The following is a 25,828-nucleotide window of genomic DNA, read 5'->3' as shown; positions in this document are numbered from 1 at the left end:
CTCAATGAATTGCCCATGCGGATCGAATATAAAATATACCGATTGTTGTAAAGTAGCACACGATAACATAACATTAGTTGAAACTGCTGAGCAATTAATGCGTTCTAGATATACTGCATTTACAATGGCAAATGGTGATTATTTAATGAATAGTCATCACCAAAAAACTCGCCCTATAAAAGAGAAAAATAGTATTGAAAATTGGGCAAAATCCGTAAACTGGATTCGTTTAGAAATTTTAAATAAAACGAAAGGATTTAAAAGTGATACTGAAGGAACTGTAACTTTTAATGCGTATTATTTCGAAAATGGAAATGTGGAAATAATACACGAAAAATCTGCATTTGAAAAAGATAATGGTAATTGGATGTATGTTGGTTTAGCTAATTAAAATTAATTTACAATTACATAAATTTAAATAAAATATCAATCGGTATATAATTTTTAATATATCACACAAAATACTGCATTTCAGATACTTTAAGTATTTTATATAAATTTTAAGTTTAAAAAAAACTTAAAAGAAAAAGCGATAATGTCATTTATCGCTTTTTCTTTTATTTTAAATAATCTTATTCTTCAACTGGTTTTAAGTTATCATCAGAGTTACGATCTATTAGCTTATTGTAAGGATCTATTCCCGCTTTTAAAGGCTTTTCATCTGTTACAATAGTAAATGTATTATCACCTGGTTTAAGCCACTTTAATTTAAAATAAAAAGGGTTTTTGATAGCAATACCATCGTCATTAATGATGTCTTCGCCAAATAAGCCAATATCAACCAAATTAGTTGCTTCATCTACATTTTTCTCTTTGCCTTTATTATCGTAATATATTTTTTTAGAGTTTAGCTTAAATGTTGTTTCCCATTTATTATTCTCTAACTTTTTGGTTTTTGCATCTAAGACTCTGTTTTCGTAAAGTACAATTTCTTTAAAACCATCATTAACTTTGTATTTTAATGAGTCTGGAGTAACTGCATATATTGCTTTATATAAATCTTCAGATGTTGCATAGTAACCTTTTTCGTTATACTTAAATTCTTCTAAAAAATTTCGGAGTCCATTATTAACAATACTTTCTCCAATTACATCTTGTAAGTCATACATAATCATTGAACCTTTTTCATACAAAATATACCGACCAGTTTCTATATCCATTAACGAGCGTTCTGGTTTAAAACTATACTGTCTACTTCTCAGATATGAATCCAAAGAGTTTTTTAAGAATGCTTTAATCCCGTTTTCACCATACTCCTGTTTCATGGTCATTAAAGATGCATATTCCGCTAAGGTTTCAGATATAATATTTCCGCCCGTTGTTTTACTTGGTGTTACAATATGACCCCACCATTGATGTGCAACTTCATGAGAAGTTACCCTAAATGCATAATTATAACTTTCAATCTTTGAAAAATCAGCAACAAAACCAAAATCTTCAGAATATGGAATTGTAGTAGCGAAAGATTGTGCAAAATTTGTATGTGCAGGAAATTCAATAACTCTAATTACAGAATAAGGGTATTCAAAATAATTTTTAGAATTATAATCTAATGCTACTTTAACTCCTTTTATAAAATGTTCAAGGTTTCTTTTATGCTTTGCAGAATGGTAAATTTCAATATTAACTTTCTTCCCACTTTCAGCTATCCAAGTAGCTCTTTCAATATCATATTCGGCAGAAACAAAACTGAAAAAATAATCACTTTTTCCCTTTAACTTATAATGAAAATAATCACGTCCATTTTCTTCCCATTTTTTTTGTAAAACACCTGGTGCTAAAGCCGTTTGTCCTTTTTTAGTACTTACAGTAGCTTCAAAAGTTATATAGTCTCCATCTTCATTAAAAAGATTCTTTTTAAGCGCCAAACTATCTGTTCGAGGTGCATTTAAAAAATCCAACTCTTCTAAATTATATTTTTTTCGGACACCGTTTTCACTTAAAGCTCGCTCGTAATGAAAAGATGGAAAGATTGCATCTGTAAAAAATGATCCATTATCTAAAACTTGAGTTTCTCTATCTACCGTAAAACCATGGGTTTTAACTTCAGTTTCTATTACCAAGTCTGCAGTATCTTTAGGTTGTAATGTATGAGGTAATTTATATATATACATTCGATAGTCGTCGTCTGACAAAAATGGCTTTAGCTCTATACCGTTATAAACTACTTTCGAAATTCTAGTATCATAAATTGGAAATTTAACTTCCATTAATAACGTATCTAAAGGCACATCAAACTTATTAGCAACCTTAAATTCTCCTCTTGCATTTACGCTTCTATCTTCTGGAAAAATATCAATGAAAGCTTTTAAATCTAAAACTTGAATGTGAGGTTTATCAATATATTTTCCATATTTTTTTTCTGCATCTGCCGCAAGTTTTTCACTATAATCACCATCTTCTAATTTGTTTAAAACTTTTAAATTATAATAACTGTAAGCTCCTACAGAGGCAAATGCCAAAATTGAAAATAATGTATATGCAATTGTTTTTCCTACAAAACGTTTTTTTGCTAATTCAAAACGTTCTTTAGTTGAAGCCTGAAAACCACGGTTCCAAAAAATCTTGCCAATTACTGCAAATATTAAAGCAAACAATATCCAATAGAGATTCATCCAAAATGTGCCTTTTATATAATGACCAAAACCATTTAAATCACTTACAAAACCATCAACTGTTCGGCCTAAAATTAAAAGTGGATTTGAACTTTTAAATGCTAACCCTAATAATATCGGTAAACCCAAATAAAAGATAGCCACAACAAAGTGAGCTAAAAATTTATTATTAAGTAAAACATGAATGAAAAATGAAAAAAGTAGTACAATTATATAACTCGGAAAAGCCACTGTAAAGTTACCAATCACATACATTCCTAAATCATAATTAAAATAGCCATTAAATGTTTGATATAATATACCGATCAAGATATTTAATAGTGTTAAAACAAATGCAACACCAACTAAAGAAATGATTTTAGAAAAATATAATGTAAAATCGCTTACAGGTAATGCATCATAAAATTCGAATGTTTTGTTTTTTCTTGTCCTATGTACTGCTTCGCCAGAATATATAATTAAAATAATAGTCGATAATATAGATAAACCACCTGATATATTGCTAACCATGTACCGTGTTAAAGGTAAAGAAGGAGTACCCTGCAGTTGCGTATTAAAATAAGTAATTAAACTTGCTACTATTACACCAATAATAATTAAAACCACAAAAACAGTTTCTTTAACTATTGATAAAAACTCTATTTTACTTAAGGATAAAAGATTTTTTAATTGTGAATTTGAATTAAAAACTTGAGATACTGTAGAGCTTGTTGTTGATTGAATGTATTTTCCTTTATCTTCTTTTACACTCTTCTGTTTAGATGTATTTAAAAAACTATCATATGAAAATTTAAAAAGTGTAATTAAAAAAATTAGCACTCCTAAACCCAACCATAGCAACCTATTTATTGCAAACTTACCCGTTAATGAAAGTTGGTTTGTGTTTAACTCATCAATTGAAAAATACTTTGTTAAATATTCATTAGTTAATTCTCCAAATGGATCAACATAAATACTTAACCAATCATAATCTAAATTTGATAGAAGCTGACCCGATAAAATTGTAAGAATTAGAATAACGATTCCGCCTAGATACAAAATTGACATTTTCTTGAAAAATGTCATCAAACTAAAAAATAAACTACCTATAAAAAAAGCGTTTATCATCATAAAATATAAGAACGGAAGAAAGTAAGACCAAAAATTAAAATCCGTATAAGTACCAAACTCAGGTCTGTTCCAAATTGCACCAATTCCAAATCCTACCATAGTACCTAGTACAGCACCTATATTGATCAAAATTAAAATGGTAAAACTGCCAAAAAAACGTCCTATAATATAATCTTTTTCGGTAATCGGAAATGTAAAATATGTTTGTGCTGTATTATGGTCTTCATCTCTATAAACTGCAACACCCATAATTGACGCATAAAAAAACAGGCAAATTGTAGACAGGCCACCCAAAACACCTCTAATAGAGTTTGGACTGTTAACAAATTGTGCTGTTACTGACTCTGTCATGAAAAGCGATATTAGCAATGGAATAATAAACATTGCAAAAATGTAAATGTATGTCACAGGCCTTCTTAACCTATACTTTAGTTCAAATAAGAATATTTCTTTCATAATTACAACGTTTCAGATTGGTTGATACTATAGAAATAGAAATCTTCTAAATCATTATTTATAATTTCAAAACCATCACCTGGGTGTGAATCACTGAAAACATTAACATTCATATTACCGCTTCTTAAATAACTAGACAAAACCATATATTCAGACTGGTAATGCTCTACCTCGCTTTTATCAATTTTTTTACGATATACTTTGTCATTAAGTGAATTGGCTAACTCTAACGGGTGGCCTTGTATATTTACAGAACCTTGATTAAAAATAGCCATATTGGCACATAAATTAACGACATCATCAACAATATGAGTTGACAAAATCACGACCGCTTCCTCACCTAACTCGCTCAATAAATTATGAAATCTATTACGTTCTAAAGGATCTAAACCAGCTGTAGGCTCATCAACAATAATTAATTTCGGGTTACCAATAAGGGCTTGGGCTATACCAAAACGTTGACGCATACCGCCAGAATAATCACCTAAATTTCTTTTTCTGAATTTATATAGGTTTACTTTATTTAAAAGATCAGCAACATATGCCTTACGGTCATTAGCATTAAGAATACCTTTAATTTTTGCGATATGATTTAACATCATCTCTGCAGAAACTTTTGGATAAACACCAAAATCTTGTGGTAAATACCCTAACACTTTTCTTAACTCTTCTGGTTGATTAAAAACATCTATTCCATCGAAATTAATAATGCCACTGTCTGCTAACTGAAGCGTTGAAATAGTTCTCATTAGTGTTGATTTTCCAGCGCCATTAGGCCCAAGAAGACCGAACATGCCTTTTTCTATTTCTAGATTCACATTATTTAAAGCCTTTGTACCATTTGGATACGTTTTATTTAAATTTTGAATGGAAAGCATAATAATTATTTTAATGGTGGTTATTTAATACCTATACGAGTAGTATTATTCTGACTATTGTTACAATATTAAGTAACTTATTTTAAATCTAACTAATCGTCCTTTTATTTTTGATACTATATCTTTGTTATAAATATTAACACCACTAATATGTTCCCATTGATAAGAAACAGAAGACTCCGTAAAAATGAAGTTATTCGTAGCTTAATTAGAGAAACAATTATTTCTCCTAATGATTTTTTAGTACCTCTTTTTGTTGTAGAAGGAAAAGGTATAAAAGAAGAAATAGCTTCTATGCCTAATTATTACAGGCTGAGTTTAGATAATTTAGAAAAAGAAGCTAAAGAGCTTTGGAAAATGGGGCTACGCTCTGTTTTGCTATTTGTAAAGGTACCTGATAACTTAAAAGACAATAAAGGCAAAGAAGTAGTTAACCCAAAAGGCTTAATGCAACGCGCTATTAAGACAGTTAAGAATGCTTGCCCAGGTATGGTTGTTATGACAGATGTAGCATTTGATCCTTATTCTATTTATGGCCATGATGGTATTGTTGAAAACGGACAAATACTTAATGATGAAACTACTGAGCTTTTAGCTGAAATGAGTGTTTCTCATGCTGAAGCTGGCGCTGATTTTGTTGCACCAAGCGATATGATGGATGGCCGTATTATGACCATCAGAGAAGCATTAGAAGATGAAGGTTTTATTGATACTGGCATAATGAGTTACAGTGCAAAATATGCTAGTGCTTTTTATGGTCCCTTTCGCGATGCTTTGGACTCTGCTCCTGTAGATCAGGATAATATACCGAAAGACAAGAAAACTTATCAGATGGATTATTCTAATAGATTTGAAGCTATTAGAGAAACTAATATGGATATTGATGAAGGCGCCGATATTGTTATGGTGAAACCTGGTTTATGCTATTTAGATATTGTTCGCGAAATAAAAAACGAAGTAGATGTACCCGTTGCAGTATATCAAGTAAGTGGAGAATATGCTATGGTTAAAGCAGCTGCTGAAAAAGGATGGGTTGACCATGACGCCGTAGTTATGGAGCAACTTACAGCAATAAAAAGAGCTGGAGCAAGTGTTATTGCAAGTTATTTTGCTAAAGACGTTGTTCGAATTTTAGGCTAAAAAAATCAAAGCATTTTATAAATTATAACTTCTATAATTTATAAAATGCTGCTTTTTTAAAGTAAAATTAAATTCAAAAAATCTTTTACAAAGTCATTAAACCAATCGAATAGATTAAAATCTCATCAAATTATTGGTATCTTAGTCTTTTAAATTCAATCTATGGGTCTTCTTATTTTTTACGCTCTTATATCAATCTTCTTCTCTTTTTTATGCTCCATTCTTGAAGCTGTTCTTTTGAGTATTTCTCCAACTTTTGTGAATGTGAAGAAAAAAGAAGGAAAAACATACGCTGCAACACTCGAAGAGTTAAAAAATGATGTAGACAAACCTTTAATTGCCATACTTACTATTAATACTGTTGCGCATACTGTTGGTGCTATTTTGGTTGGTGTACAGGCAAAAGTAGCCTATGCTGAAATGTATGGTACAAATCAACAAACAATTTTAGGCATTAGTTTTTCTGAAGATTTAATGGTGGGTGTAGTATCTACAGTAATGACAATTTTAATTTTGATTGCTTCTGAAATTATACCTAAAACTATTGGTGCTACGTATTGGAGACAATTGGCAAATTTTACAGCTAAGACACTGAAAATTATGGTTCTTGGTTTAAAATGGACCGGATTACTTTGGATTTTACAACTTTTTACAAAATTAGTTGGAGGAAAAGGACACCATGGGAGTGTTTTAAGTAGAGAAGATTTTACTGCTATGACTGATATTGCACATGAAGAAGGTGTTTTTCAAAAATCAGAATCTACTATCATTAAAAATTTACTAAAGTTTGACCAGGTATTGGTTAAAGATATTATGACGCCTAGAGCTGTTGTAAAAATAGCCTCTGATAAAAAAACAATTTTAGAGTTTTTTAAAGAAAACCCTAAACTACATTTTTCGAGAATTCCAATTTATAGTGATAAAGTAGATAATATCACTGGATTTGTACTTAAAGATATTATTCTTGAAGAGATTATAAATAAAAATGGCGAAACTCCGCTATCTGAAATAAAAAGAGAACTTTTAATCACAAATAGAAATACTCCAATACCTCAACTTTTTGACACCCTAATTTCAAAAAGAGAACAAATTGCTTTAGTTGTTGATGAATATGGTTCTGTTAGCGGTTTAGTTACTATGGAAGATGTTATTGAAACCCTATTAGGGCTTGAAATAATGGACGAAAGTGATAATATTGCTGACTTACAAGTATTAGCTCGTAAAAACTGGGAAAACAGAGCCAAAGAAAGTGGTGTAATTGAACAAAAGCCTAAGTAAAAATGGAAGAAACTGTTTTCATAAACACACCCTTAGGTGTCGCAAAAATTATAGGCGATGAAAATGGTCTTTCAGTATTTTCTGTTTTAGAAAGTAATGAAGAAATTACGACTGTAATTCCTGAAGTTTTAGAAGATGCTGTATATCAGATTAGAGAATATTTTGAAGGAACGAGACAAACGTTTGATTTAGAGCTAAACCCTGAAGGAACTGATTTCCAGAAAAAGGTTTGGAATGCTTTATCAGACATTCCATTTGGGAAAACCACATCATATTTACAGCTATCAAAAAACTTAGGCGATGTTAAAGCAATACGAGCTGTTGCATCTGCAAACGGAAGAAATCCACTTTGGATTATCGTGCCTTGCCATCGTGTAATTGGCAGCGACGGTTCATTAACAGGTTATGCCGGTGGTTTGCATCGCAAACAATGGCTTTTAGAGCACGAAAGCCCATACAAGCAAGCTTCCTTATTTTAAATTTCACAAACTAGTTAGTTTGTAAAAATATTAATCACTAATAATTATTCTATTTCTTAGTATTTTACCGATGTTTTTTCGACTCTAAAAGTTAAATATTATAAAACCATACTTGTACAATAGACTTAAAACAAACTAGCCAGTTTGTTCTGCATTTTTAGACTAGACACTACTTATAATCACAATTTCACGGAATACAGTGTGGTTTTGACACTACAATATTTATAAATTTGAGTTATATTTAGCTATAATTCAACTATGAAACTACCATCACTTTCTGATATAACAGATAAGGCTCAAAATGCATTTAAAAGATTTCCTATAACCATACTTTGGTCTGTTTTCGGATCGTTATTTTTCATTTATCAATTTGAACAAAATAATAGCAACCCTTTTGATTCTAATTATAATCTTTCATTAACATTGTTACTTGGTGTTAGCTGGCTTATAGGAGTACAGTTTTTTATAGAGCAATTTAAGAACCCTAAAAAATGGCAATTTTTAAAATTGATTATGTTAGGTCTGCTCTTTCTTTTCTATTTATACATTCCTAGTTTTGAAAATTACAATCAAAATATAGAATACATATTTCGTTTTTTCCTCTATTTAATTGGCGGGCATTTATTTACTCTTTTCTCTCCATTCATTACCAAATGGGACAAAAATGCCTATTGGAATTACTTACGGCTTACTGCAATTGCGATTATTAGAAGCTTGTTTTTTTCCTTCATTCTTTATTTAGGGTTGAGTTTAGCTTTAGTCGCGATAGATGCTCTTTTTGAAATAACAATTAGAGGAAAACGTTATGGCCAATTATTTGTGTTTTGTTTAGGGGTTGTTAATACTTGGATATACCTATCTGATTTTCCTAAAAACATATTTAAAAACACAGAAATCGAGTTTGAAAAAGCACTTGAAGTTTTGGTGAAATATATACTAATTCCGTTAGTACTATTATACATTATAATCTTGTATGCATACACATTAAAAATTTTAATACAGTGGGAGCTTCCTAAAGGTTGGGTTTCATATTTAGTAATTGCACTTTCTATTTTAGGCTATGTAATTCAGGTTATGATAAATCCATTTCAAAAAAATATTAAATCATGGACGATTAACAAATTTCAACCATGGTTTTATTTATTGTTAATCCCCTTAAATATATTATTATTTGTAGCTATTTTCAGAAGAGTTAATGATTATGGTATTACAGAAAATCGCTATTTTATTTTAGCTTTTGCATTTTGGAATATTGGAATTATACTATACATATTGTTTAGTAAAACAAAGGCTTTAAAAGTTATACCAATATCTTTATTTTGCATTGCTATATTATCATCTTTTGGGTTATGGGGCGCGTTTTCAGTATCAAACAATAGCCAAGCAAGACAATTTGAAAATCTATTTTTTAAAATTAAAGAAGATAATAATACTGCTACTTATGATGAGTTAGATAGGTTAAAATCTATTTTAAAATATTTAGAGAAAAAAAAATCAGTTTCTATTTTAGATAAAACAACTAACCTTACTCTTGAAAATTATAGAGAAGAGCCTATAAATGAAAAATCAGAACATGGGAGCTTAGATAATTATAAAATTTGGGAAACTTTAGCCATTAAATTAGACTCTACCTCAATAAATAAATCTAACAATAACACTAAATATTACTACCTAAACAATTCTAGTAACTTAAAACATGTTGAAGATATTTCTAATTTCGATGAGTTTATCTACCTTGAGTATTTTAACTCTGAAAGAGAAATTACAAGTAATGACCTTATTGTTAATTTAAATATGACTGAAAAAGAAATTTCAATTCGCTTAAAGAACGATACTACTGTGAAAATTGAAATTCCTTTGCTTGATAAGCTAAAAGAGCTCTCAAAGTTTAGTACTAATTTAAACGAGGCAAGTAAAGAAGATTTAACGATTGAAGTGACTTCTGAAGAATTATCTGCAAAAATGATATTTTCAAATTTGAGTTTCAATACTGAAGTAAATATTATAGAATTGACTCATATTCAAGCTTTTCTTTTCATAAAAAAACAGTAATCATGTTACAAAAAACAAACCTTGAGCATATTTTATTTTTAGATATTGAAACCGTACCTGAAGAAGAAAATTATCAAAATTTAAGTGATGATAAAAAAGAGCTTTGGGACCACAAATCGCAATATCAGAGAAAAGATGAATTTACTTCAGAAGAGTTTTACGAACGTGCAGGTATTTGGGCCGAGTTTGGTAAAATAGTTTGTATTTCTGTTGGATATTTTAATATTAATGGAGATTCTCGCAGTTTTAGAGTTACAACTTTTCATGGTGAAGAGAGTAAATTATTAAAAGAGTTTAAAAATTTACTAGACGGTCATTTTAACCACCCTAAGTATGTTTTGTGTGGCCACAACGCTAAGGAGTTTGATTTTCCTTACATAGCTCGCAGAATGCTTATAAACCGCATTGACTTACCTTCTAAACTTAATTTATTTGGAAAGAAGCCATGGGAAATATCGCATATAGACACAATGGAATTATGGAAGTTTGGAGACTACAAGCATTTTACATCATTAAAACTAATGGCAAACGTGCTTGGAATACCATCACCTAAAGGAGATATTGATGGCAGCATGGTTAGGCAAGTATTTTATAACGATAATAATATTGAAAGAATAGTAAAATATTGTGAGCTAGATGTTATAACTACTGCTCAAGTTTTTTTACGATTAAGGAACGATGATTTATTAAAAGATGATGAGGTTAAAAATGTATAATCAGAAGCTTAAAGTTTTATTTACTATTTTAATTGGCATACTATCAAGTAACACAATAAACTCACAACGTATCGGTTGGTCTGAAATTGACGAATCTAAGGTGTCGCCATGGAATGTTGAAAATATAAAAGATTACGAAAGTGTTTATCATTTTGGAGAATCGGAAGGGGAATCAGATTTTATTTTAATAGTTGTCGATAGCACTGTTTATGGACAAATAAGAACTGGACATTGGAATGAAAATTCTACAGGTTGGATTCCAGAACATATAAACCTACAAAATATTCGAATTGAGGGTTCTAAATTTTTCTCTGATAGTTACAATGGCGAATTTGTAGTTTATGATAACGGCAAAGAACCTATATCAGGTCTGAAGATTGATAAACCATGGATGGATGAACCTAGCTATAATGGTTATGAAATAGGTACAGTAAACTACCCTATAAACATACATTACGAGCTTGGAAATTATACTCAAGCATCAACTCAATTACTAAAATTAGAAGATTTAAAGAAATATACATCTTCAGAATTACAACTTATGCGTAATGAAATTTATGCGCGTTATGGTTACGTTTTCTCAAAAGGAGAAAAAATGGATACTTACTTTTCAAAAACTAAATGGTATAAACCACAATATAAATCTGTAGAAAACATGTTGACAGAATTAGAAAAACAGAATATTAAAACAATCAAAAAAAATGAATCTAAATAATTGTTTTAGTTTTTGATAAACTTCATTGATTGCTGCTCACCGTCATCAAAAATAGTAAGTGAATAAAACCCTGTAGACAAATCATCTACATTAATAGCCTTATAATCTGCTCTTCCTTTTTTAAGCATTGTACCTGTACTTGAAACAATACTGTAATAAGCCTCTTTACTTAACTGCCCATCAATATTAATTTGATCTGTTGTTGGGTTTGGGTGAACAGTAAATTTTAACTTTTCATCTATAATAGAAAGCTCTTCTTTTTCAGTTTCAAAAACAGCTAAAGTATCTTCTCCTTTAAACTCAAAAACTAACTCTTCAGAAAAGTCTGAAAAAATATTTTCTGTACAATTTGTTCTAACTCTTACCACATACTTATTACCATTAGTTAAGTGTTGTAGTTTAATTTCATTAGCATCAACAAAAACTGTTGACCATTCATCCGTGTTTTCTACTTTATACTGTACTTCAAAAAAAGCATCATCTGCAATGTTCCAATTCAATTGTATTGCATCTTCTTCAGGAGACACAGTACTAAAATCTTTAGGAGTTTCTACTTTACAATTTGATATGGCTGCACCTGAAACAATTAAAGAAAAATCTTGAATGTTGTTTGTAATTGCACCTTTATGTTTTACCGTTATAGTATATGTTCCTGCAGCATTTTCAACTTCAACCTTTTCAAACGGGTCTACTTTATTATCACCTTTTACGGCATCAGCATTTACATTTGATGGGTTTAATTTCCAAGGCAAGTACACCTCATCATTTTTAGTAACTACAATATCTAAATCGTTTACTAACGCTGCCGTTGTATTATTTAAAAGACCTTTATTAATAAAATTTCCCGCAGGGTCTGTCCAAGATATCGAAGCTATTAAAGCTTCTCCTTCTTTCGCATCTACTGTAATAGTATATGTTTCATTATCTTTTAACTCTTCTTCTATTATTAATGATGAATACTCCGTTGCAACAATAAGTTCGGCTGCATTTTTAGCATTCATAACACCCCAACCCATTTTATAATCTGGCCCTGGAGCACTTACATCATCAGCTGTATGTAAAACCAAACCTTTTAAAGTAGCGGCTCTCATAAAATTAGAATTTAAACGGTTATAATACTCTTGTAGCAATAACATTGCACTTGTAATACCTGGCGCTGCCATTGATGTTCCTGTATATGTATCGTAACTTTTATCGTTTGCCGCTTCTGTTGAAAAAATATTAGCACCACAACCCGCAATATCAGGCTTGATTCTACCATCATCAGTCGGCCCATGACTACTATAGGCTGCTACTTGTGCATTTTTTAAATTTCCTTGAACATCAACACTTGTATCTACACCTGCAACATTTATTCCGTTTTTAGAGGTAGAAAAACCAAGTAATAAATCAAAACCATCAGTACTTTTCCCATAAATTGGAGCCGCATTAAAATTTTGTTTTTGAGAATTTCCTGCTGCAGTAACCATCAAGTAATAAGGAGCGTTATACATAATCTTATCCCAATCTTGAGATACTTTTAAGTATGCACCAAAATACCAATCTGGAATAAAATCAGGTCTAATACCGTAAGAGTGGTTAGATAAAAGTAAGCCGTTTGCTGCTGCATTAGCTACCTCAACTTTATCACCTCTCCAATCGCTACTAATTGCCGTGGCGCTATAAGCAACACCTCTAGCTTTTTGTTTAATTCCTGAAGATATCATAGCTCCTAAAACCATAGTTGCATGTGAGCTAATTTCTTCTGCACTATCTGTATTTTGTGCTCTATTATTAAATTCTTGATGCGTTAATAAAGCAGATCCTGAATCCCAAAGCCCAACTTGCATACCCTCGCCACTAATACCTAAATCTAACAACCCACCTTCATACAATGCATTTGCTCTAGATACTTCACTTGAGCTGTTTCTAAATGTGCTGTAATATATAGGAGTACCATCTTCGCCAATATCAACTAAAGCAATTTCATTTCCGTTTTCTAGAGTTTCAGATAGTTTTAAGCCATTAGCTTTAGCAAAGTTTACTAAGCTTTTTTCTTTTTGGATAAATTCAAAATTTAAATTCTCTCTAACCTTAAGAAGGTTATTTACTTTATATTTTGATTGAATTTTTTTAACCTGTTGTTTCGATTGCGCGTTAGATACGCTAACACATCCTACTACTAAAAATAGTGTAAGACATAAAAAAACATACTGTTTTAAAGTTGTATAGTAGAACATAATAGGTTTTGATAGGTAAGTTTTGGACTACAAACTTACACAAATCAAAAATATTCATCGACAAAAAACATGTTAATTTCGACGAAATACACAAATACCATCATCGTTTTAATGAAGAGCCTATTCAATAAAAAAAATACAACCTATTTATTCGATTTTTTATTTATTCAATTTTAATTGAAGGTAAACAGGGAAATGATCACTATAACCACCTAAATATCTACGACCTACATATGTTCTAAAAGGGCTTCCTTTAAATTTACCTTTAAATTCTGTTAGAAAATGCTCATCGAATATATTTGAAGTATCATAACTATGGGTTTTCTTTTCGTAATTTAAAAAACTATGAGATATAATAATTTGATCAAAAAGCATCCAATTGAATTTATAATTAGCACTGCCTCTTTTCGGAGTTAGTAACTTCTCCATAGGGTTATAGAGTCCTTTACTTTTGACTAATTTTTTTATACTTTTTGATTTTGGACCATCATTAAAGTCGCCCATAATAATGTAATTAGGACTCGCATGATTTTCTTCAATACTAGACATATAATTTAATATGGTTTCAGAAGCTTTTATTCTTTTATATTCTGTCTCTGCACCACCATCTCTCTTTGATGGCCAGTGGTTTACAAAAACATGTACTTTCTCTCCATTTAGTTCTCCGTGTACATAAAGTATATCGCGTGTCATGTCTTGATTACCATCTAAATTATAAACAAGAAGAGGAATTGGTTCTGAAGAAATTACTTTAAAATAACGATCATCATAAATAAGTGCGTTTCCTATACCTCGCTCATCAGGCGAATCATAATGAACAAAAGAATACTTAGCTTTCTTAAGCGCTTCATTCGCTATCAAATCTTTAACTACAGTTTTATTTTCTACTTCACAAACTCCTATTATTGCAGGTGTTTTACCTGCTTTTTTAAACCCTATCTTTGCAATGGTAGAACCAAGTTTATTTAATTTTGATTTATACCGCTGTGGAGTCCAGTTTAACTTTCCGTTCGGTGTAAAATCACCATCTAACTTCTTAGGATGGTCGATTGTGTCGAAAAGATTTTCTAAATTGTAAAAGGCTATTGTAAAAAGGCTGTTATTAGACTTTTTTTTGAAATAAGAAAAAAACATATTTTATAACTTGGCTACCAAAAATACAAAATAGCTACAGTAGTATTCCTTAGATTTGCACTTTAATTTGTTATATGTTAGAACAGAAAAAAATAGATTACGAACGTACGGTCCTTATTGGTGTTATCACTAGAGATCAATCGGAAGTAAAAGTAAAAGAATATCTAGATGAATTAGAATTCTTAACCTATACAGCAGGAGGCGAGGTTTTTAAGCGTTTCATACAAAAAATTGATGTACCCAACCCTAAAACATATATAGGTAGTGGTAAAATGAAAGATGTTGAAATGTACATTGAAGAGCACAACATTGGTTGTGTCATTTTCGATGATGAGTTATCGCCTGGTCAGCAACGAAATATTGAAAAACAGTTAAACTGTAAAATTTTAGATAGAACAACTTTAATACTAGATATATTTTCTCAAAGAGCACAAACTAGCTCTGCTAGAACACAAGTTGAACTAGCTCAATATGAATACTTTTTACCTAGGTTAACAGGTTTATGGACTCACTTAGAGCGCCAAAAAGGTGGTATTGGAATGCGTGGTCCTGGTGAAACTGAAATTGAAACAGATAGACGTATTGTACGTGACCGAATTGCTTTGCTAAAGAAAAAGTTGACTAAGATTGACAGGCAAATGGAAACGCAAAGAGGCAATAGAGGAGCCTTAGTTAGAGTTGCCTTAGTAGGGTACACCAATGTTGGGAAATCTACCCTAATGAATGTCGTTAGTAAAAGTGAAGTTTTTGCTGAAGACAAACTTTTCGCAACTTTAGATACTACTGTTCGTAAAGTTGTATTGGGTAATTTGCCGTTTTTACTTACAGATACCGTTGGTTTTATTAGAAAACTACCAACACAGTTGGTAGAAAGCTTTAAAAGTACCTTAGACGAGGTTCGTGAAGCTGATTTACTTTTACATATTGTTGATATATCTCACCCACAATTTGAAGAGCATATTGCTTCAGTTAATAAAATTTTAGGTGAAATAGATAGCGCAGATAAAAAGGTAATTATGGTTTTTAATAAGATTGATCAATACAATCATGAAACTATTGAAGAAGATGATTTAATTACTGAGCGTACAGAGAAACATTTTACGCTAGATGAATGGAGACACACTTGGATGCGTAAAGTTGGAGATAGAGCTTTATTTATATCTGCTTTGAATAATGAAAATTTAGATGAATTTAGAAAAAGAGTTTATGATGAGGTAAGAGACATTCATGTAACTCGTTTTCCGTATAATAATTTTCTGTATCCAGAACATTTAGATGAATACTAGTCATCTTTTTCCTACTCACTATTTTCGATATTAAGTAGTTAATCGATTAAAAAGTACCGTTAGTTTTTTCACAACAAAAACTACTGACTTGGCAACAACAATTTAGTAAACACTAACAAACGTATTATCTTTGATGTAAGTTTAAGATAGTGTTCACCCCAAGTTTCATTATAATTAACCTAAAGCGTGTTATTTCCCCAAATTGTGCGCTTGACCTACGAAAAGCTTTAAAATACTTTGGGTTATACAATACCCTATTAAAACTCTTAAGTCAACCCTTAAGAGTTTTTTTTGTTTAATACATACCTGAATTTACTATTTGTCGGAAATAAACTACCGTTCATAAGACACACAACAAAATAGAAATGCTTCACAACAAAAAAAGGGTGAAAAAGATTTAGTCGCTTTACCTTTACAAAGTATTTAAGCAACATTGCTATACCCCATATAAGTAAGGTTTCGAAAAATACAAAACGAGTGAATAGATTCCCAAATCGAAACACTAGATTAACAATGATTATACAGTATTCAAATCTTATTGAGTCCTTCCTACTTTAAAGCAAAAAACGCCCTTCTATTACAGAAGGGCGTTTTTTATTACTACAATGTGGTAGTTTATTATTCTTAGAAAGAATAGTTTAAACCAACCATGTAATATGTTTGTAATTTATTATCTACATCGTCAAATGAAGTTGCTGTAGCAGGAGTTTGAGCTAAAGAATAGTTTAAAGCTTCTTGTTTGTTACTTCTTAAACCAAAGTCAAAACCAACTCCAATACCTTTCCACAATGTATAACCGAAAGAGTTTGTCCAAGTTAAGTTAGATAAATCACCACTTTCGTAACTTTGAAACATAGATAAGTTTGTCTTAAAGTTTACAGCTCCTAATTGTCTTGTATAATCTGCAACAATTTTAGCACCTAAAGAAGATTCGAAAACAGAATCGTTATCACTAAATACAAAGTTGTAGTTTAATGGGTGAATAACTACTATTAAATCTTGAATAGGAGTCCAAGTAGCACCAACACCTAGGTCTAGGTATCCTGGATTATTGAAGTTATTTAATAACGTAGTTCTGTATTCTGCTAAACCAGATATAGCAAACTTTTCACTTATCTTACGACCGTATAAAGATGTTATTGTAAAAACATCCGTAGTTGCTTCAAAATCATCGCTATCGTTAGCATCATCTTTATCGTCTAATTTTACCCACGCAAGGTTAATATTAGTAGAGTTTCTCCAGAAGAATTTTTCTTGATTAAGATTTGCAAAACCGTTTACTGTAAAACCAATGTTACCTGAGTTGTTGTTTGGAGTTCCTTGTGCATACCAGTTGTTAAAACCAGAAATACTACCACCGATAGTACCAAAAGCACCTTTTTTCCATCCATAAGAAGGAATCGCATCAATTCTCGCTTGTAAAGCATCAACTTCAGCTTGTAATGCTGCTATAGATTCTTTTTTAGGCGCTTGTTCTGCCTTAAGTTCATCAGCAGTAACTGTTTGTGCGTAACTAGTTGCAATTGCAAAAGTAGCTACTAATGTGAATACTAATTTTTTCATAATGTTTAATGTTTAGTGTTTAAAAATTTTGAAGCGCAAAAGTAATAATTGTTGTTGAAAAAACATTTCAAAAAATCATTTTCTTTTATATAATGGCACAGAAGAACATGCTTCTCCATACATTATACTTTTAGCGACAACCTGTATTTTTGCAGTTGCAAATACATATGCGTTTGCTGGGACTGGTTTTTTACTACATCCCTTTATAATCACAGGTTTATCTTTAAAATCAGTAACGTCTAAATTTTCAATAATTGTTTGATATAGTGATGTTTCTAAATCTTCTAAACTGCCTACAATAACCTTTTTAGCTACTGTTTGCAATTTAGTCGTCATAAGCATATACGCCCAACCAGGTATTATAGCATCACTAGAACACCCAAGCGCTATATAAGCATCTTTATACTGTAGCCAGTCATGACTTTCAAGAGTCGATCTAAATTCTTTCTCCCTAAGAATAAAGCCTTCATAAAGCCAATCTTTTACATCAATAACAACACGATTACCTTTTGGGTAATAATCTTCTAAATCAAAAGTAATTAACTTACTTTCTGATACTCTGTTTACTATTTCATCCATCGTTTTAACGCCTTATAAAAGAAAAAAATCTCTTATTAATTAGATATGAGAAGGGTATTGCCTAATTAAAGCATCCCTAATTCTAACTTAGCCTCTTCACTCATTAATTCTTGTGTCCAAGGTGGATCAAAAGTAATTTCAACCTCTGCATCTTTTACTTCATTTAAAGACTTTACCTTTTCTTCTACCTCTGCTGGTAAAGACTCTGCAACTGGGCAATTAGGAGATGTTAAGGTCATTAATATTTTTACTTCATTATCTTCATTTACAAAAACATCATAAATAAGGCCTAATTCATATATATCAACAGGTATTTCTGGATCGTAAATAGTTTTTAAAACATTTACAATTTTTTCTCCTAGTTCTTGAGTATCTACAAAAGTTTCTTCGCTCATAGTATTTTTAATTTTATTTAAACTTTTAATATAAAAAGTTTGTTTTACCTATCCTATTTGGGTTTGGTATGCAATCGCGTATAATTTTATTTGCTTAATCATACTTACCAGCCCATTTGCTCTTGTAGGAGACAAGTGTTCTTTTAACCCAATTTCATCAATAAATTCGGTATCTGCATCAATAATATCTTGTGGTTTTTGATCGCTAAAAGCACGTATTAAAATTGCAATAATTCCTTTCGTAATAATAGCATCACTATCTGCTGTAAAGGCTAATTTTTTATTATTTAAATCTGCATGAACCCAAACTTTACTTTGACATCCTTTTATAATATTATCGTCAGTTTTATATTGCTCGTCTATTAAAGGAAGTGACTTCCCTAGCTCTATCATATATTCGTAACGTTGCATCCAATCTTCAAACATTGAAAATTCGTCTACAATTTCTGCTTGTATTTCTTTAATAGTCATAGTTTGTTTTTCTGAAATAAATTATACTTCGATGCAAAAATACAATAAGTATCGATTTGATTTATTTGATTAAGAAAATGATAACAGGTTTGCTTGACAAGGAATCTATTCTAACATAGATTTTGCTTTTTTAACAGCTGCAACCATCACATCAATTTCTTCTTTAGTATTATAAAAGCTAAAGCTAGCTCTTACCGTTCCCGGAATTTTAAAGAAATCCATAATTGGTTGTGCACAATGGTGACCTGTACGAACTGCAACTCCTAATTTATCTAAAATTGAACCTATATCATAAGGGTGTATTCCATTTAAATTAAAAGAAATAACTGCCGTTTTATTTTCAGATGTACCATAAATTTTCAATCCTTCAATTTCAAGAAGTTTTTGAGTTGCATATTTTAAAAGCTCATGTTCATATGCTGCAATTTCATCAAAACCTATTGCGTTCATATAATCTAAACCAGCAGCCATAGCAATACCCCCACAAATATTAGGTGTACCTGCTTCAAATTTATGAGGTAAATCAGCGTAAGTAGTTTTCTCGAAAGTAACTTCTGCAATCATTTCACCACCACCTTGATATGGAGGAAGTTTATTCAACCACTCTTCTCTTCCATATAAAATACCTTCACCTGTTGGTCCGCAAATTTTATGAGCTGAAACCGTATAGAAATCAGCATTTAAAGCCTGTACATCTGCTTTTATATGTGGTGCTGCCTGAGCTCCGTCTATTAAAACAGCCGCACCTACTTTATGTGCTGCATTTATAATTTCTTCTATAGGATTTACTGTACCTAAAGCGTTTGATACATGATTACAAAAAACAAGTTTCGTTTTATCTGACAATAAATCATGATAAGAACTCATCACAAGTTCTCCATTTAAATTCATTGGTATAACTTTTAAAACAGCACCTGTTCTCTCACAAAGCATTTGCCAAGGCACAATGTTTGAATGATGTTCTAAAGCAGAAACTATAATTTCATCTCCTTTTTTTAACAATGTCGTAAAGCCGTTTGCAACTAGGTTAATACTATGTGTTGTACCTGATGTAAATATAATTTCATGGGCTTTAGCTGCATTAAAATGCTTCTGAATTTTTATTCTAGCTTGCTCATATTTATCCGTTGCCTCTTGCGAAAGCGAATGTACACCTCGGTGTATATTTGCATTGTAATTGCTATAATAATCTACAATAACATCAATAACCTGTTGCGGCGTTTGTGATGTTGCTGCATTATCAAAATAAACCAAAGGTTTTCCGTTTACTTCTCTTTTAAGAATAGGGAAATCTTCACGGATTTTAGTAACGTTTATCATAGTAAAAGTATTAATTACAAAGATACCGACTATGCCTTAGATATTAATAAAATTTAGAACCTTTATAAGTCGATAAGGGTTCTAATTAAAAATTACTCTAATACTTATTGCTATAAACAAAAGTATTAATCTAGCGTAGAAAAAAAAATCCCTTAAAGCAATTTGCCTTAAGGGATTATATATGATAATAAATTTAATTACAAATCAAAACCAAGGTTTACACCTAATTTTTTAGCAATCAATTTATTAATTCTAACTTTTAATTCTGGTATGCGCACACTCTCTAAAACGTTATTAGCAAAAGCATACATTAATAGCGCTCTTGCTTCTTTTTTAGGAATACCTCTAGATTGTAGGTAAAACAGAGCATCTTCATCTAACTGGCCAATAGTACAACCATGAGAACATTTTACATCATCAGCAAAAATCTCTAATTGAGGTTTTGAGTTGATCGTAGCTTTATCACTAATTAAAATGTTATTATTTTTTTGAAAAGCGTTCGTTTTCTGAGCTAACTTTTCTACTATAATTTTACCATTAAAAACACCTGTAGAATTCTCTCCGTAAATACCTTTATAATCTTGGTGGCTTTCACAGTTTGGCTCAATGTGGTGTACTAAAGTATGGTGATCTACATGCTGCTTATCTCCTAAAATAGTAACTCCTTTCATCGTAGAGTCTATATATTCTCCATTCTGATAAAAGTTTAAGTTGTTACGTGTCATTTTACCTCCAAAGCTAAATGTATGTACTTTAACAAGACTCTTACCTTTTTGGTTAACGTATGTATTATCTATCAATGAAGCATTTTCTGCATCATTCTGAATTTTATAGTAATCTACAATTGCACTTTTTGCTGCAAAAATTTCAGTCACCGAATTCGTCAACACTTCATTTGTAGTTAAGCTCTGGTGACGCTCTAATATTTGAACCTCAGCATTTTCTTCAACAACAATTAAATTACGAGGTTGCAACATAATAGAAGCCTCGTTACCTGTAGCAAAATGAAGTATTTCAATTGGCTTTTTAGGCATTTTATTTTTCGGAATATAAATGTAAGCGCCCTCTCTACTGAATGCTGTATTCAACGTCGTTAAAGAATCGTCTTTAGATGCTATTTTATTAAAATACACATCTATAATTTGCTTGTACATTGGCTTTGACAATGCAGAGCTCATTAAACAAATATCTACACCATCATGTGTAGTTTCAGAAAGATAAGAACTATAAATACCATCAATAAAAACGATTTTATAAGTATCTATCTCATTAATAAAATACTTTTTTACGTCTTTATATTCAATAGTAGCAGCTTCTTTAGGAAAAATACTGAAATCTATTTTCTGAATACTATTTAATGATGTATACTTCCAAGCTTCGTCCTTTTTTGTAGGAAACCCTTTAGTTTCAAAATTTTTCAAAGCTTCTAAACGCACTTCATGAACAGGATGCTCTACATCTATATTGTTCTCGAATGCCATAAAAGAAGAAACTAATTTATCTTTTAAACTCATGTGTCTAAATATTGTGAAGTCAAAAATTAAAAATCCTCAACTAATTTACTATTTGTTTAAAGTACTGGTTCGTTTTTAAGCCAATCGTACCCTTTTTCTTCTAATTCTAGAGCCAATTCTTTTCCTCCAGATTTAACTATTTTACCATTATGTAAAACGTGAACAAAGTCAGGCACTATATACTCTAACAACCTTTGGTAATGGGTAATTACAATTACAGCATTATCTTTACTTCTAAGTTTATTAACACCGTTAGATACGATACGAAGAGCATCAATATCTAAACCAGAATCAGTTTCATCTAAGATTGCTAATTTTGGTTCTAACATAGCCATTTGAAAAATTTCGTTACGTTTTTTCTCTCCACCTGAAAAACCTTCGTTTAACGAACGAGATAAAAATTTACGATCAATTTCTAACATTTCAGACTTTTCACGAATCAATTTCAGCATATCTTTTGCTGGCATATCATCTAAACCTCTGCCCTTACGACCTTCGTTAATAGCGGTTTTCATGAAATTTGTTACAGAAACACCTGGAATTTCAACTGGATATTGAAAAGATAAGAAAATACCTTTATGGGCTCTTTCTTCAGGAGAAACATCTTCTAAATCTTCACCTTCTAAAATAACCTGACCTTCGGTAACCTCAAACTCTTCTTTACCAGCAATAACAGAAGATAACGTACTCTTACCAGAACCGTTAGGCCCCATTATAGCATGTACTTCACCTGCTTTAACTTCTAAGTTAATTCCTCTTAAGATTTCTTTACCTTCTACACTTGCATGTAGATTTTTTATTTGTAACATCCTGATTGTGATTTAATATCTTTTCTAATTATTTTTTTATCCTACTGAACCTTCTAAACTAATTTCCAAAAGTTTTTGTGCCTCTACTGCAAATTCCATTGGTAGTTTATTTAATACCTCTTTACTAAAGCCATTTACAATTAATGCAATCGCTTTTTCTGTAGGTATCCCTCTTTGATTACAATAGAACAATTGATCTTCACCAATTTTACTGGTTGTAGCCTCGTGCTCTATTTGAGCACTTTTGTTTTTTACTTCAATGTACGGGAAAGTATGTGCGCCACATTCATTACCCATTAAAAGAGAATCACATTGCGAGAAGTTACGCGCATTGTCTGCTCTACTATTTATTTGAACTAAACCTCTATAACTATTTTGAGATTTACCTGCTGAAATACCTTTTGATATAATTGTACTTCGGGTATTTTTACCCAAATGAATCATTTTTGTACCTGTATCTGCCTGTTGGTAGTTGTTAGTAACTGCGATAGAATAAAATTCTCCGATAGAGTTATCTCCTTTTAAAATACAAGAAGGATACTTCCAAGTTACTGCCGAACCAGTTTCTACTTGTGTCCAAGATACTTTTGCATTTTTCTCACACAAAGCTCTTTTAGTTACAAAATTGTAAACTCCACCTTTACCCTCTTTATTTCCAGGGAACCAGTTTTGCACGGTAGAATATTTAATTTCAGCATCATCTAAAGCGATAAGCTCTACAACAGCAGCATGCAATTGATTCTCGTCACGCGATGGTGCAGTACAACCCTCTAGATAACTTACATAACTACCTTCATCCGCAATTACTAAAGTTCTTTCGAATTGACCTGTACCTGCTTGGTTAATTCTAAAATATGTTGATAATTCCATTGGGCAACGAACACCTTTTGGAATGTAACAAAAACTACCATCTGTAAAAACAGCTGAATTTAGTGCTGCATAAAAATTATCAGTAGTTGGTACAATAGAACCTATGTATTTTTTAACCAATTCTGGATGCTCTTGAATAGCTTCAGATATTGGCATAAAAATAATTCCTTTTTCACCTAACGTCTTTTTAAAAGTTGTAGCAACAGATACTGAATCTACTACAATATCAACCGCAACATTTTGTAATTTCTTTTGTTCATCAACAGAAATTCCTAATTTCTTGTACATCTCTAATAACTCAGGATCTACATCATCTAACGATTTATTAGGATCATTTTTTTTAGGAGCAGAATAATATGAAATAGCTTGAAAGTCTGGTTTCTCATAATGAACATTAGCCCATTCTGGTTCTTCCATTTTTTCCCAAACTCGGTAAGCCTCAATACGCCAATCAGTCATCCACTGTGGTTCGTTTTTCTTTTTAGAAATAGCACGAACAATATCTTCATTTAATCCGATAGGGAATGTATCTGACTCTATATCAGTATAAAAACCATATTCATATTCTTTGGTTTCTAATTCTTTTTTCAGCTCTTCTTCTGTATACGCCATAATATTTTTAAATTTATCAAAGACAATTGCTTGCCACTGATTAATTATTTCATTTTTCTATAGTGAAAAACTTTCACCACAACCACACGTTCTTTGTGCGTTAGGATTATTAAAAACAAACCCTTTACCGTTAAGACCTCCTGAATATTCTAAAATTGTCCCAACCAAATAAAGAAAACTCTTTTTCTCAACAATAATTCTCACATCATTATCTTCAAAAATTTTGTCAGTTTCCCCTATTTTATCATCAAAATTAAGCTCGTAAGATAGCCCACTGCAACCACCACTTTTCACACCAACACGAACATAATCTTTAGACGAATCAAATCCCTCCTCTGTCATTAGAGAGACGACTCTTTTTTTTGCCGTTTCCGATACTTGAATCATACTTAATTAGATTTAATCTAAGTGATTTACAAAGATAAGGTATATGTCGCTTTTATCCATATTTCCTAACATTAATATAACAAATACTACCATAAGATTTTATTATTATAAATCAGTCATTAAAATATTCAGTAAAATAGATATGAATTAACACTTACTTTATATTTTTGTTTGATATGAAACTAGATGACATTAAGCTTTTTTATTATTTAAGAAATTTCACAAGAAACGCAATGCCGAGTTTTTATTTCAAAAATTATTTTGAAAAAATAAAAGCCTACGAAGTTAAATGTGATCCATCTGAAATACAAAATAGACTCAATTACTATTTTAAAGTAACACAAAGTTTTAACCTTCCAAAAGAGGCTGTGGCTGTCAAAAATTTTAAAAAAACAAAGAGCACCACCTATTTTTTCGACTTAAAAGAATTTCTCCATTACTTTAAGCCTAACGTTTCATTTGTATATCATTTTGGAGATGAAACACACATTAACTCATACCCTACACTATTCAAAGCTAGACCAATAGCTGGCGAAAACGCCAACTCAATATTATTTAAATTAAATAAAAGACGACACTTTCAATGGGTTAATGATTCGAATAAGTTTTCTGATAAAAAAAACCAATTGGTATGGCGCGGAAAAGCGTGGCATAAATTACGAACAGACTTTGCAAAAACATATTGGAACCACCCCCTATGCGATATCGGACAAGTAAATAAACTTGAAAACAATGAGCCATGGGTAAAAGGTTTTTTGACTATCGAAGAGCAGTTAAATTACAAATTTATTTTTTGCCCAGAAGGTAATGATGTTGCTACAAATTTAAAGTGGGCAATGTCATCAAACTCATTATGTATAATGCCAAAACCTAATTTTGAAACTTGGTTTATGGAAGGCACACTTAAAGCTGGCGTACATTATGTTGAAGTTGAAAACGATTGCGCTGACCTTGAAGAAAAAATAAAGTACTATATAAATAATACTACTGAAGCTGAGCAAATTATAAAAAATGCTCACACTCACGTAAAAATGTTTCAAGACAAAAAAAAAGAAGATCTACTCTGCTTAAAAGTATTAGAAAAGTATGCCGAATTATCAGGTCAGAATAACGCGCTACGTTTTTAATTAGTCATAAATCTTAACTACAAATAGTACCACAAAAATCTTTGTTCATCTAAAAACACAAATGCTTTACCACAATTAAACATTTCAGTGTCAAAAAAATATT

22 protein-coding genes are annotated in these 25,828 nt (G+C 31.1%); 9 read left to right on the top strand and 13 right to left on the bottom strand.

What is annotated here, in order from left to right:
* The first annotated feature begins 4 nt into the window (after positions 1-4).
* Positions 5-391, top strand: coding sequence for a YchJ family protein (locus H0I23_RS15040; protein ID WP_216784105.1), 387 nt, complete (start codon positions 5-7; stop codon positions 389-391).
* A 181-nt stretch (positions 392-572) separates the two neighbouring features.
* Here H0I23_RS15040 and H0I23_RS15035 read toward each other — a convergent pair whose 3' ends face one another.
* Together H0I23_RS15035 and H0I23_RS15030 are read right to left on the bottom strand one after the other, a co-directional pair.
* Positions 573-4,181 (bottom strand): M1 family aminopeptidase, encoded by a 3,609-nt coding sequence (locus H0I23_RS15035; RefSeq protein ID WP_216784104.1) that lies wholly within the window; start codon positions 4,179-4,181, stop codon positions 573-575.
* A gap of 2 nt (positions 4,182-4,183) precedes the next feature.
* Positions 4,184-5,059, bottom strand: a complete 876-nt coding sequence (locus tag H0I23_RS15030; protein ID WP_216784103.1) for an ABC transporter ATP-binding protein — start codon at positions 5,057-5,059, stop codon at positions 4,184-4,186.
* Between the two features lie 150 nt (positions 5,060-5,209).
* On the opposite strand from H0I23_RS15030, the gene hemB reads away from it, so the two are divergent.
* The 6 genes from hemB to H0I23_RS15000 all read left to right on the top strand — a co-directional run bounded on the left by hemB (position 5,210) and on the right by H0I23_RS15000 (position 11,439).
* Complete coding sequence (gene hemB, locus H0I23_RS15025; protein ID WP_216784102.1) at positions 5,210-6,199, top strand: porphobilinogen synthase; 990 nt, start codon at positions 5,210-5,212, stop codon at positions 6,197-6,199.
* Between the two features lie 162 nt (positions 6,200-6,361).
* Entirely contained in the window at positions 6,362-7,477 is a 1,116-nt protein-coding gene (locus H0I23_RS15020; protein ID WP_216784101.1) for a CNNM domain-containing protein, read from the top strand.
* A gap of 2 nt (positions 7,478-7,479) precedes the next feature.
* Complete coding sequence (locus tag H0I23_RS15015) at positions 7,480-7,956, top strand: methylated-DNA--[protein]-cysteine S-methyltransferase (RefSeq protein WP_216784100.1); 477 nt, start codon at positions 7,480-7,482, stop codon at positions 7,954-7,956.
* A gap of 258 nt (positions 7,957-8,214) precedes the next feature.
* The gene (locus tag H0I23_RS15010; protein ID WP_216784099.1) at positions 8,215-10,008 is read left to right on the top strand and encodes a DUF4153 domain-containing protein; all 1,794 of its coding nucleotides are present in this window, start codon (positions 8,215-8,217) and stop codon (positions 10,006-10,008) included.
* Positions 10,009-10,010: 2 nt separating this feature from the next.
* Entirely contained in the window at positions 10,011-10,724 is a 714-nt protein-coding gene (locus tag H0I23_RS15005; RefSeq protein WP_216784098.1) for a 3'-5' exonuclease, read from the top strand.
* Complete coding sequence (locus H0I23_RS15000; protein WP_216784097.1) at positions 10,717-11,439, top strand: YARHG domain-containing protein; 723 nt, start codon at positions 10,717-10,719, stop codon at positions 11,437-11,439. Before H0I23_RS15005 ends, H0I23_RS15000 begins: the two co-directional genes overlap by 8 nt.
* Before the next feature lie 5 nt (positions 11,440-11,444).
* Here H0I23_RS15000 and H0I23_RS14995 read toward each other — a convergent pair whose 3' ends face one another.
* Complete coding sequence (locus H0I23_RS14995) at positions 11,445-13,658, bottom strand: S8 family serine peptidase (protein WP_216784096.1); 2,214 nt, start codon at positions 13,656-13,658, stop codon at positions 11,445-11,447.
* A gap of 159 nt (positions 13,659-13,817) precedes the next feature.
* Positions 13,818-14,792: an endonuclease gene (locus H0I23_RS14990; protein WP_216784095.1), complete on the bottom strand. Its 975-nt coding sequence runs from the start codon at positions 14,790-14,792 to the stop codon at positions 13,818-13,820.
* 74 nt (positions 14,793-14,866) lie between these two features.
* Here H0I23_RS14990 and hflX point away from each other — a divergent pair, with 74 nt between their 5' ends.
* Entirely contained in the window at positions 14,867-16,078 is a 1,212-nt protein-coding gene (hflX, locus tag H0I23_RS14985) for a GTPase HflX (protein WP_216784094.1), read from the top strand.
* A 624-nt stretch (positions 16,079-16,702) separates the two neighbouring features.
* On the opposite strand, the gene H0I23_RS14980 is transcribed toward hflX, so the two are convergent.
* The 9 genes from H0I23_RS14980 to H0I23_RS14940 all read right to left on the bottom strand — a co-directional run bounded on the left by H0I23_RS14980 (position 16,703) and on the right by H0I23_RS14940 (position 24,598).
* Complete coding sequence (locus H0I23_RS14980; protein WP_216784093.1) at positions 16,703-17,641, bottom strand: DUF3078 domain-containing protein; 939 nt, start codon at positions 17,639-17,641, stop codon at positions 16,703-16,705.
* A 75-nt stretch (positions 17,642-17,716) separates the two neighbouring features.
* Positions 17,717-18,220, bottom strand: a complete 504-nt coding sequence (locus H0I23_RS14975) for a DUF2480 family protein (RefSeq protein ID WP_216784092.1) — start codon at positions 18,218-18,220, stop codon at positions 17,717-17,719.
* Between the two features lie 65 nt (positions 18,221-18,285).
* Entirely contained in the window at positions 18,286-18,615 is a 330-nt protein-coding gene (locus tag H0I23_RS14970; protein ID WP_216784091.1) for an SUF system Fe-S cluster assembly protein, read from the bottom strand.
* 48 nt (positions 18,616-18,663) lie between these two features.
* On the bottom strand, positions 18,664-19,086 hold the full coding sequence (locus H0I23_RS14965) for a SufE family protein (protein ID WP_216784090.1): 423 nt from the start codon (positions 19,084-19,086) through the stop codon (positions 18,664-18,666).
* Between the two features lie 105 nt (positions 19,087-19,191).
* The gene (locus H0I23_RS14960) at positions 19,192-20,406 is read right to left on the bottom strand and encodes an aminotransferase class V-fold PLP-dependent enzyme (RefSeq protein ID WP_305853435.1); all 1,215 of its coding nucleotides are present in this window, start codon (positions 20,404-20,406) and stop codon (positions 19,192-19,194) included.
* A gap of 197 nt (positions 20,407-20,603) precedes the next feature.
* The gene (sufD, locus tag H0I23_RS14955) at positions 20,604-21,920 is read right to left on the bottom strand and encodes a Fe-S cluster assembly protein SufD (protein ID WP_216784089.1); all 1,317 of its coding nucleotides are present in this window, start codon (positions 21,918-21,920) and stop codon (positions 20,604-20,606) included.
* Between the two features lie 56 nt (positions 21,921-21,976).
* Entirely contained in the window at positions 21,977-22,729 is a 753-nt protein-coding gene (gene sufC, locus H0I23_RS14950) for a Fe-S cluster assembly ATPase SufC (protein WP_216784088.1), read from the bottom strand.
* Between the two features lie 36 nt (positions 22,730-22,765).
* Positions 22,766-24,211, bottom strand: coding sequence for a Fe-S cluster assembly protein SufB (gene sufB / locus H0I23_RS14945; protein ID WP_216784087.1), 1,446 nt, complete (start codon positions 24,209-24,211; stop codon positions 22,766-22,768).
* Between the two features lie 57 nt (positions 24,212-24,268).
* On the bottom strand, positions 24,269-24,598 hold the full coding sequence (locus tag H0I23_RS14940; protein WP_216784086.1) for an iron-sulfur cluster assembly accessory protein: 330 nt from the start codon (positions 24,596-24,598) through the stop codon (positions 24,269-24,271).
* A gap of 176 nt (positions 24,599-24,774) precedes the next feature.
* Between H0I23_RS14940 and H0I23_RS14935 the strand changes: the two genes are divergently transcribed.
* Positions 24,775-25,725 carry a glycosyl transferase family 90 gene (locus H0I23_RS14935; protein WP_254073618.1) on the top strand — a complete coding sequence of 317 codons (951 nt, stop codon included), beginning with the start codon at positions 24,775-24,777 and terminating at the stop codon, positions 25,723-25,725.
* Positions 25,726-25,828 lie beyond the last annotated feature (103 nt).

Origin of the sequence: Cellulophaga sp. HaHaR_3_176 (assembly GCF_019021925.1) — a bacterium.
Lineage (GTDB): Bacteria > Bacteroidota > Bacteroidia > Flavobacteriales > Flavobacteriaceae > Cellulophaga.
This window is presented reverse-complemented; position numbering and strand designations above follow the sequence as displayed.

Excerpts from the sequence above, each read along its gene's own strand:
- H0I23_RS14940 (WP_216784086.1), bottom strand. The coding sequence starts at position 24,598 with ATGATTCAAGTATCGGAAACGGCAAAAAAAAGAGTCGTCTCTCTAATG.
- H0I23_RS15040 (WP_216784105.1), top strand. The coding sequence starts at position 5 with ATGAATTGCCCATGCGGATCGAATATAAAATATACCGATTGTTGTAAA.
- H0I23_RS14935 (WP_254073618.1), top strand. The coding sequence starts at position 24,775 with ATGAAACTAGATGACATTAAGCTTTTTTATTATTTAAGAAATTTCACA.
- sufC (WP_216784088.1), bottom strand. The coding sequence starts at position 22,729 with ATGTTACAAATAAAAAATCTACATGCAAGTGTAGAAGGTAAAGAAATC.
- H0I23_RS14995 (WP_216784096.1), bottom strand. The coding sequence starts at position 13,658 with ATGTTCTACTATACAACTTTAAAACAGTATGTTTTTTTATGTCTTACA.
- H0I23_RS15000 (WP_216784097.1), top strand. The coding sequence starts at position 10,717 with ATGTATAATCAGAAGCTTAAAGTTTTATTTACTATTTTAATTGGCATA.
- H0I23_RS14965 (WP_216784090.1), bottom strand. The coding sequence starts at position 19,086 with ATGACTATTAAAGAAATACAAGCAGAAATTGTAGACGAATTTTCAATG.
- hflX (WP_216784094.1), top strand. The coding sequence starts at position 14,867 with ATGTTAGAACAGAAAAAAATAGATTACGAACGTACGGTCCTTATTGGT.
- H0I23_RS15015 (WP_216784100.1), top strand. The coding sequence starts at position 7,480 with ATGGAAGAAACTGTTTTCATAAACACACCCTTAGGTGTCGCAAAAATT.
- H0I23_RS15020 (WP_216784101.1), top strand. The coding sequence starts at position 6,362 with ATGGGTCTTCTTATTTTTTACGCTCTTATATCAATCTTCTTCTCTTTT.
- hemB (WP_216784102.1), top strand. The coding sequence starts at position 5,210 with ATGTTCCCATTGATAAGAAACAGAAGACTCCGTAAAAATGAAGTTATT.
- H0I23_RS14990 (WP_216784095.1), bottom strand. The coding sequence starts at position 14,792 with ATGTTTTTTTCTTATTTCAAAAAAAAGTCTAATAACAGCCTTTTTACA.
- H0I23_RS14970 (WP_216784091.1), bottom strand. The coding sequence starts at position 18,615 with ATGAGCGAAGAAACTTTTGTAGATACTCAAGAACTAGGAGAAAAAATT.
- H0I23_RS14960 (WP_305853435.1), bottom strand. The coding sequence starts at position 20,406 with ATGATAAACGTTACTAAAATCCGTGAAGATTTCCCTATTCTTAAAAGA.
- H0I23_RS14980 (WP_216784093.1), bottom strand. The coding sequence starts at position 17,641 with ATGAAAAAATTAGTATTCACATTAGTAGCTACTTTTGCAATTGCAACT.
- H0I23_RS15035 (WP_216784104.1), bottom strand. The coding sequence starts at position 4,181 with ATGAAAGAAATATTCTTATTTGAACTAAAGTATAGGTTAAGAAGGCCT.
- H0I23_RS14975 (WP_216784092.1), bottom strand. The coding sequence starts at position 18,220 with ATGGATGAAATAGTAAACAGAGTATCAGAAAGTAAGTTAATTACTTTT.
- sufB (WP_216784087.1), bottom strand. The coding sequence starts at position 24,211 with ATGGCGTATACAGAAGAAGAGCTGAAAAAAGAATTAGAAACCAAAGAA.
- sufD (WP_216784089.1), bottom strand. The coding sequence starts at position 21,920 with ATGAGTTTAAAAGATAAATTAGTTTCTTCTTTTATGGCATTCGAGAAC.
- H0I23_RS15030 (WP_216784103.1), bottom strand. The coding sequence starts at position 5,059 with ATGCTTTCCATTCAAAATTTAAATAAAACGTATCCAAATGGTACAAAG.
- H0I23_RS15010 (WP_216784099.1), top strand. The coding sequence starts at position 8,215 with ATGAAACTACCATCACTTTCTGATATAACAGATAAGGCTCAAAATGCA.
- H0I23_RS15005 (WP_216784098.1), top strand. The coding sequence starts at position 10,011 with ATGTTACAAAAAACAAACCTTGAGCATATTTTATTTTTAGATATTGAA.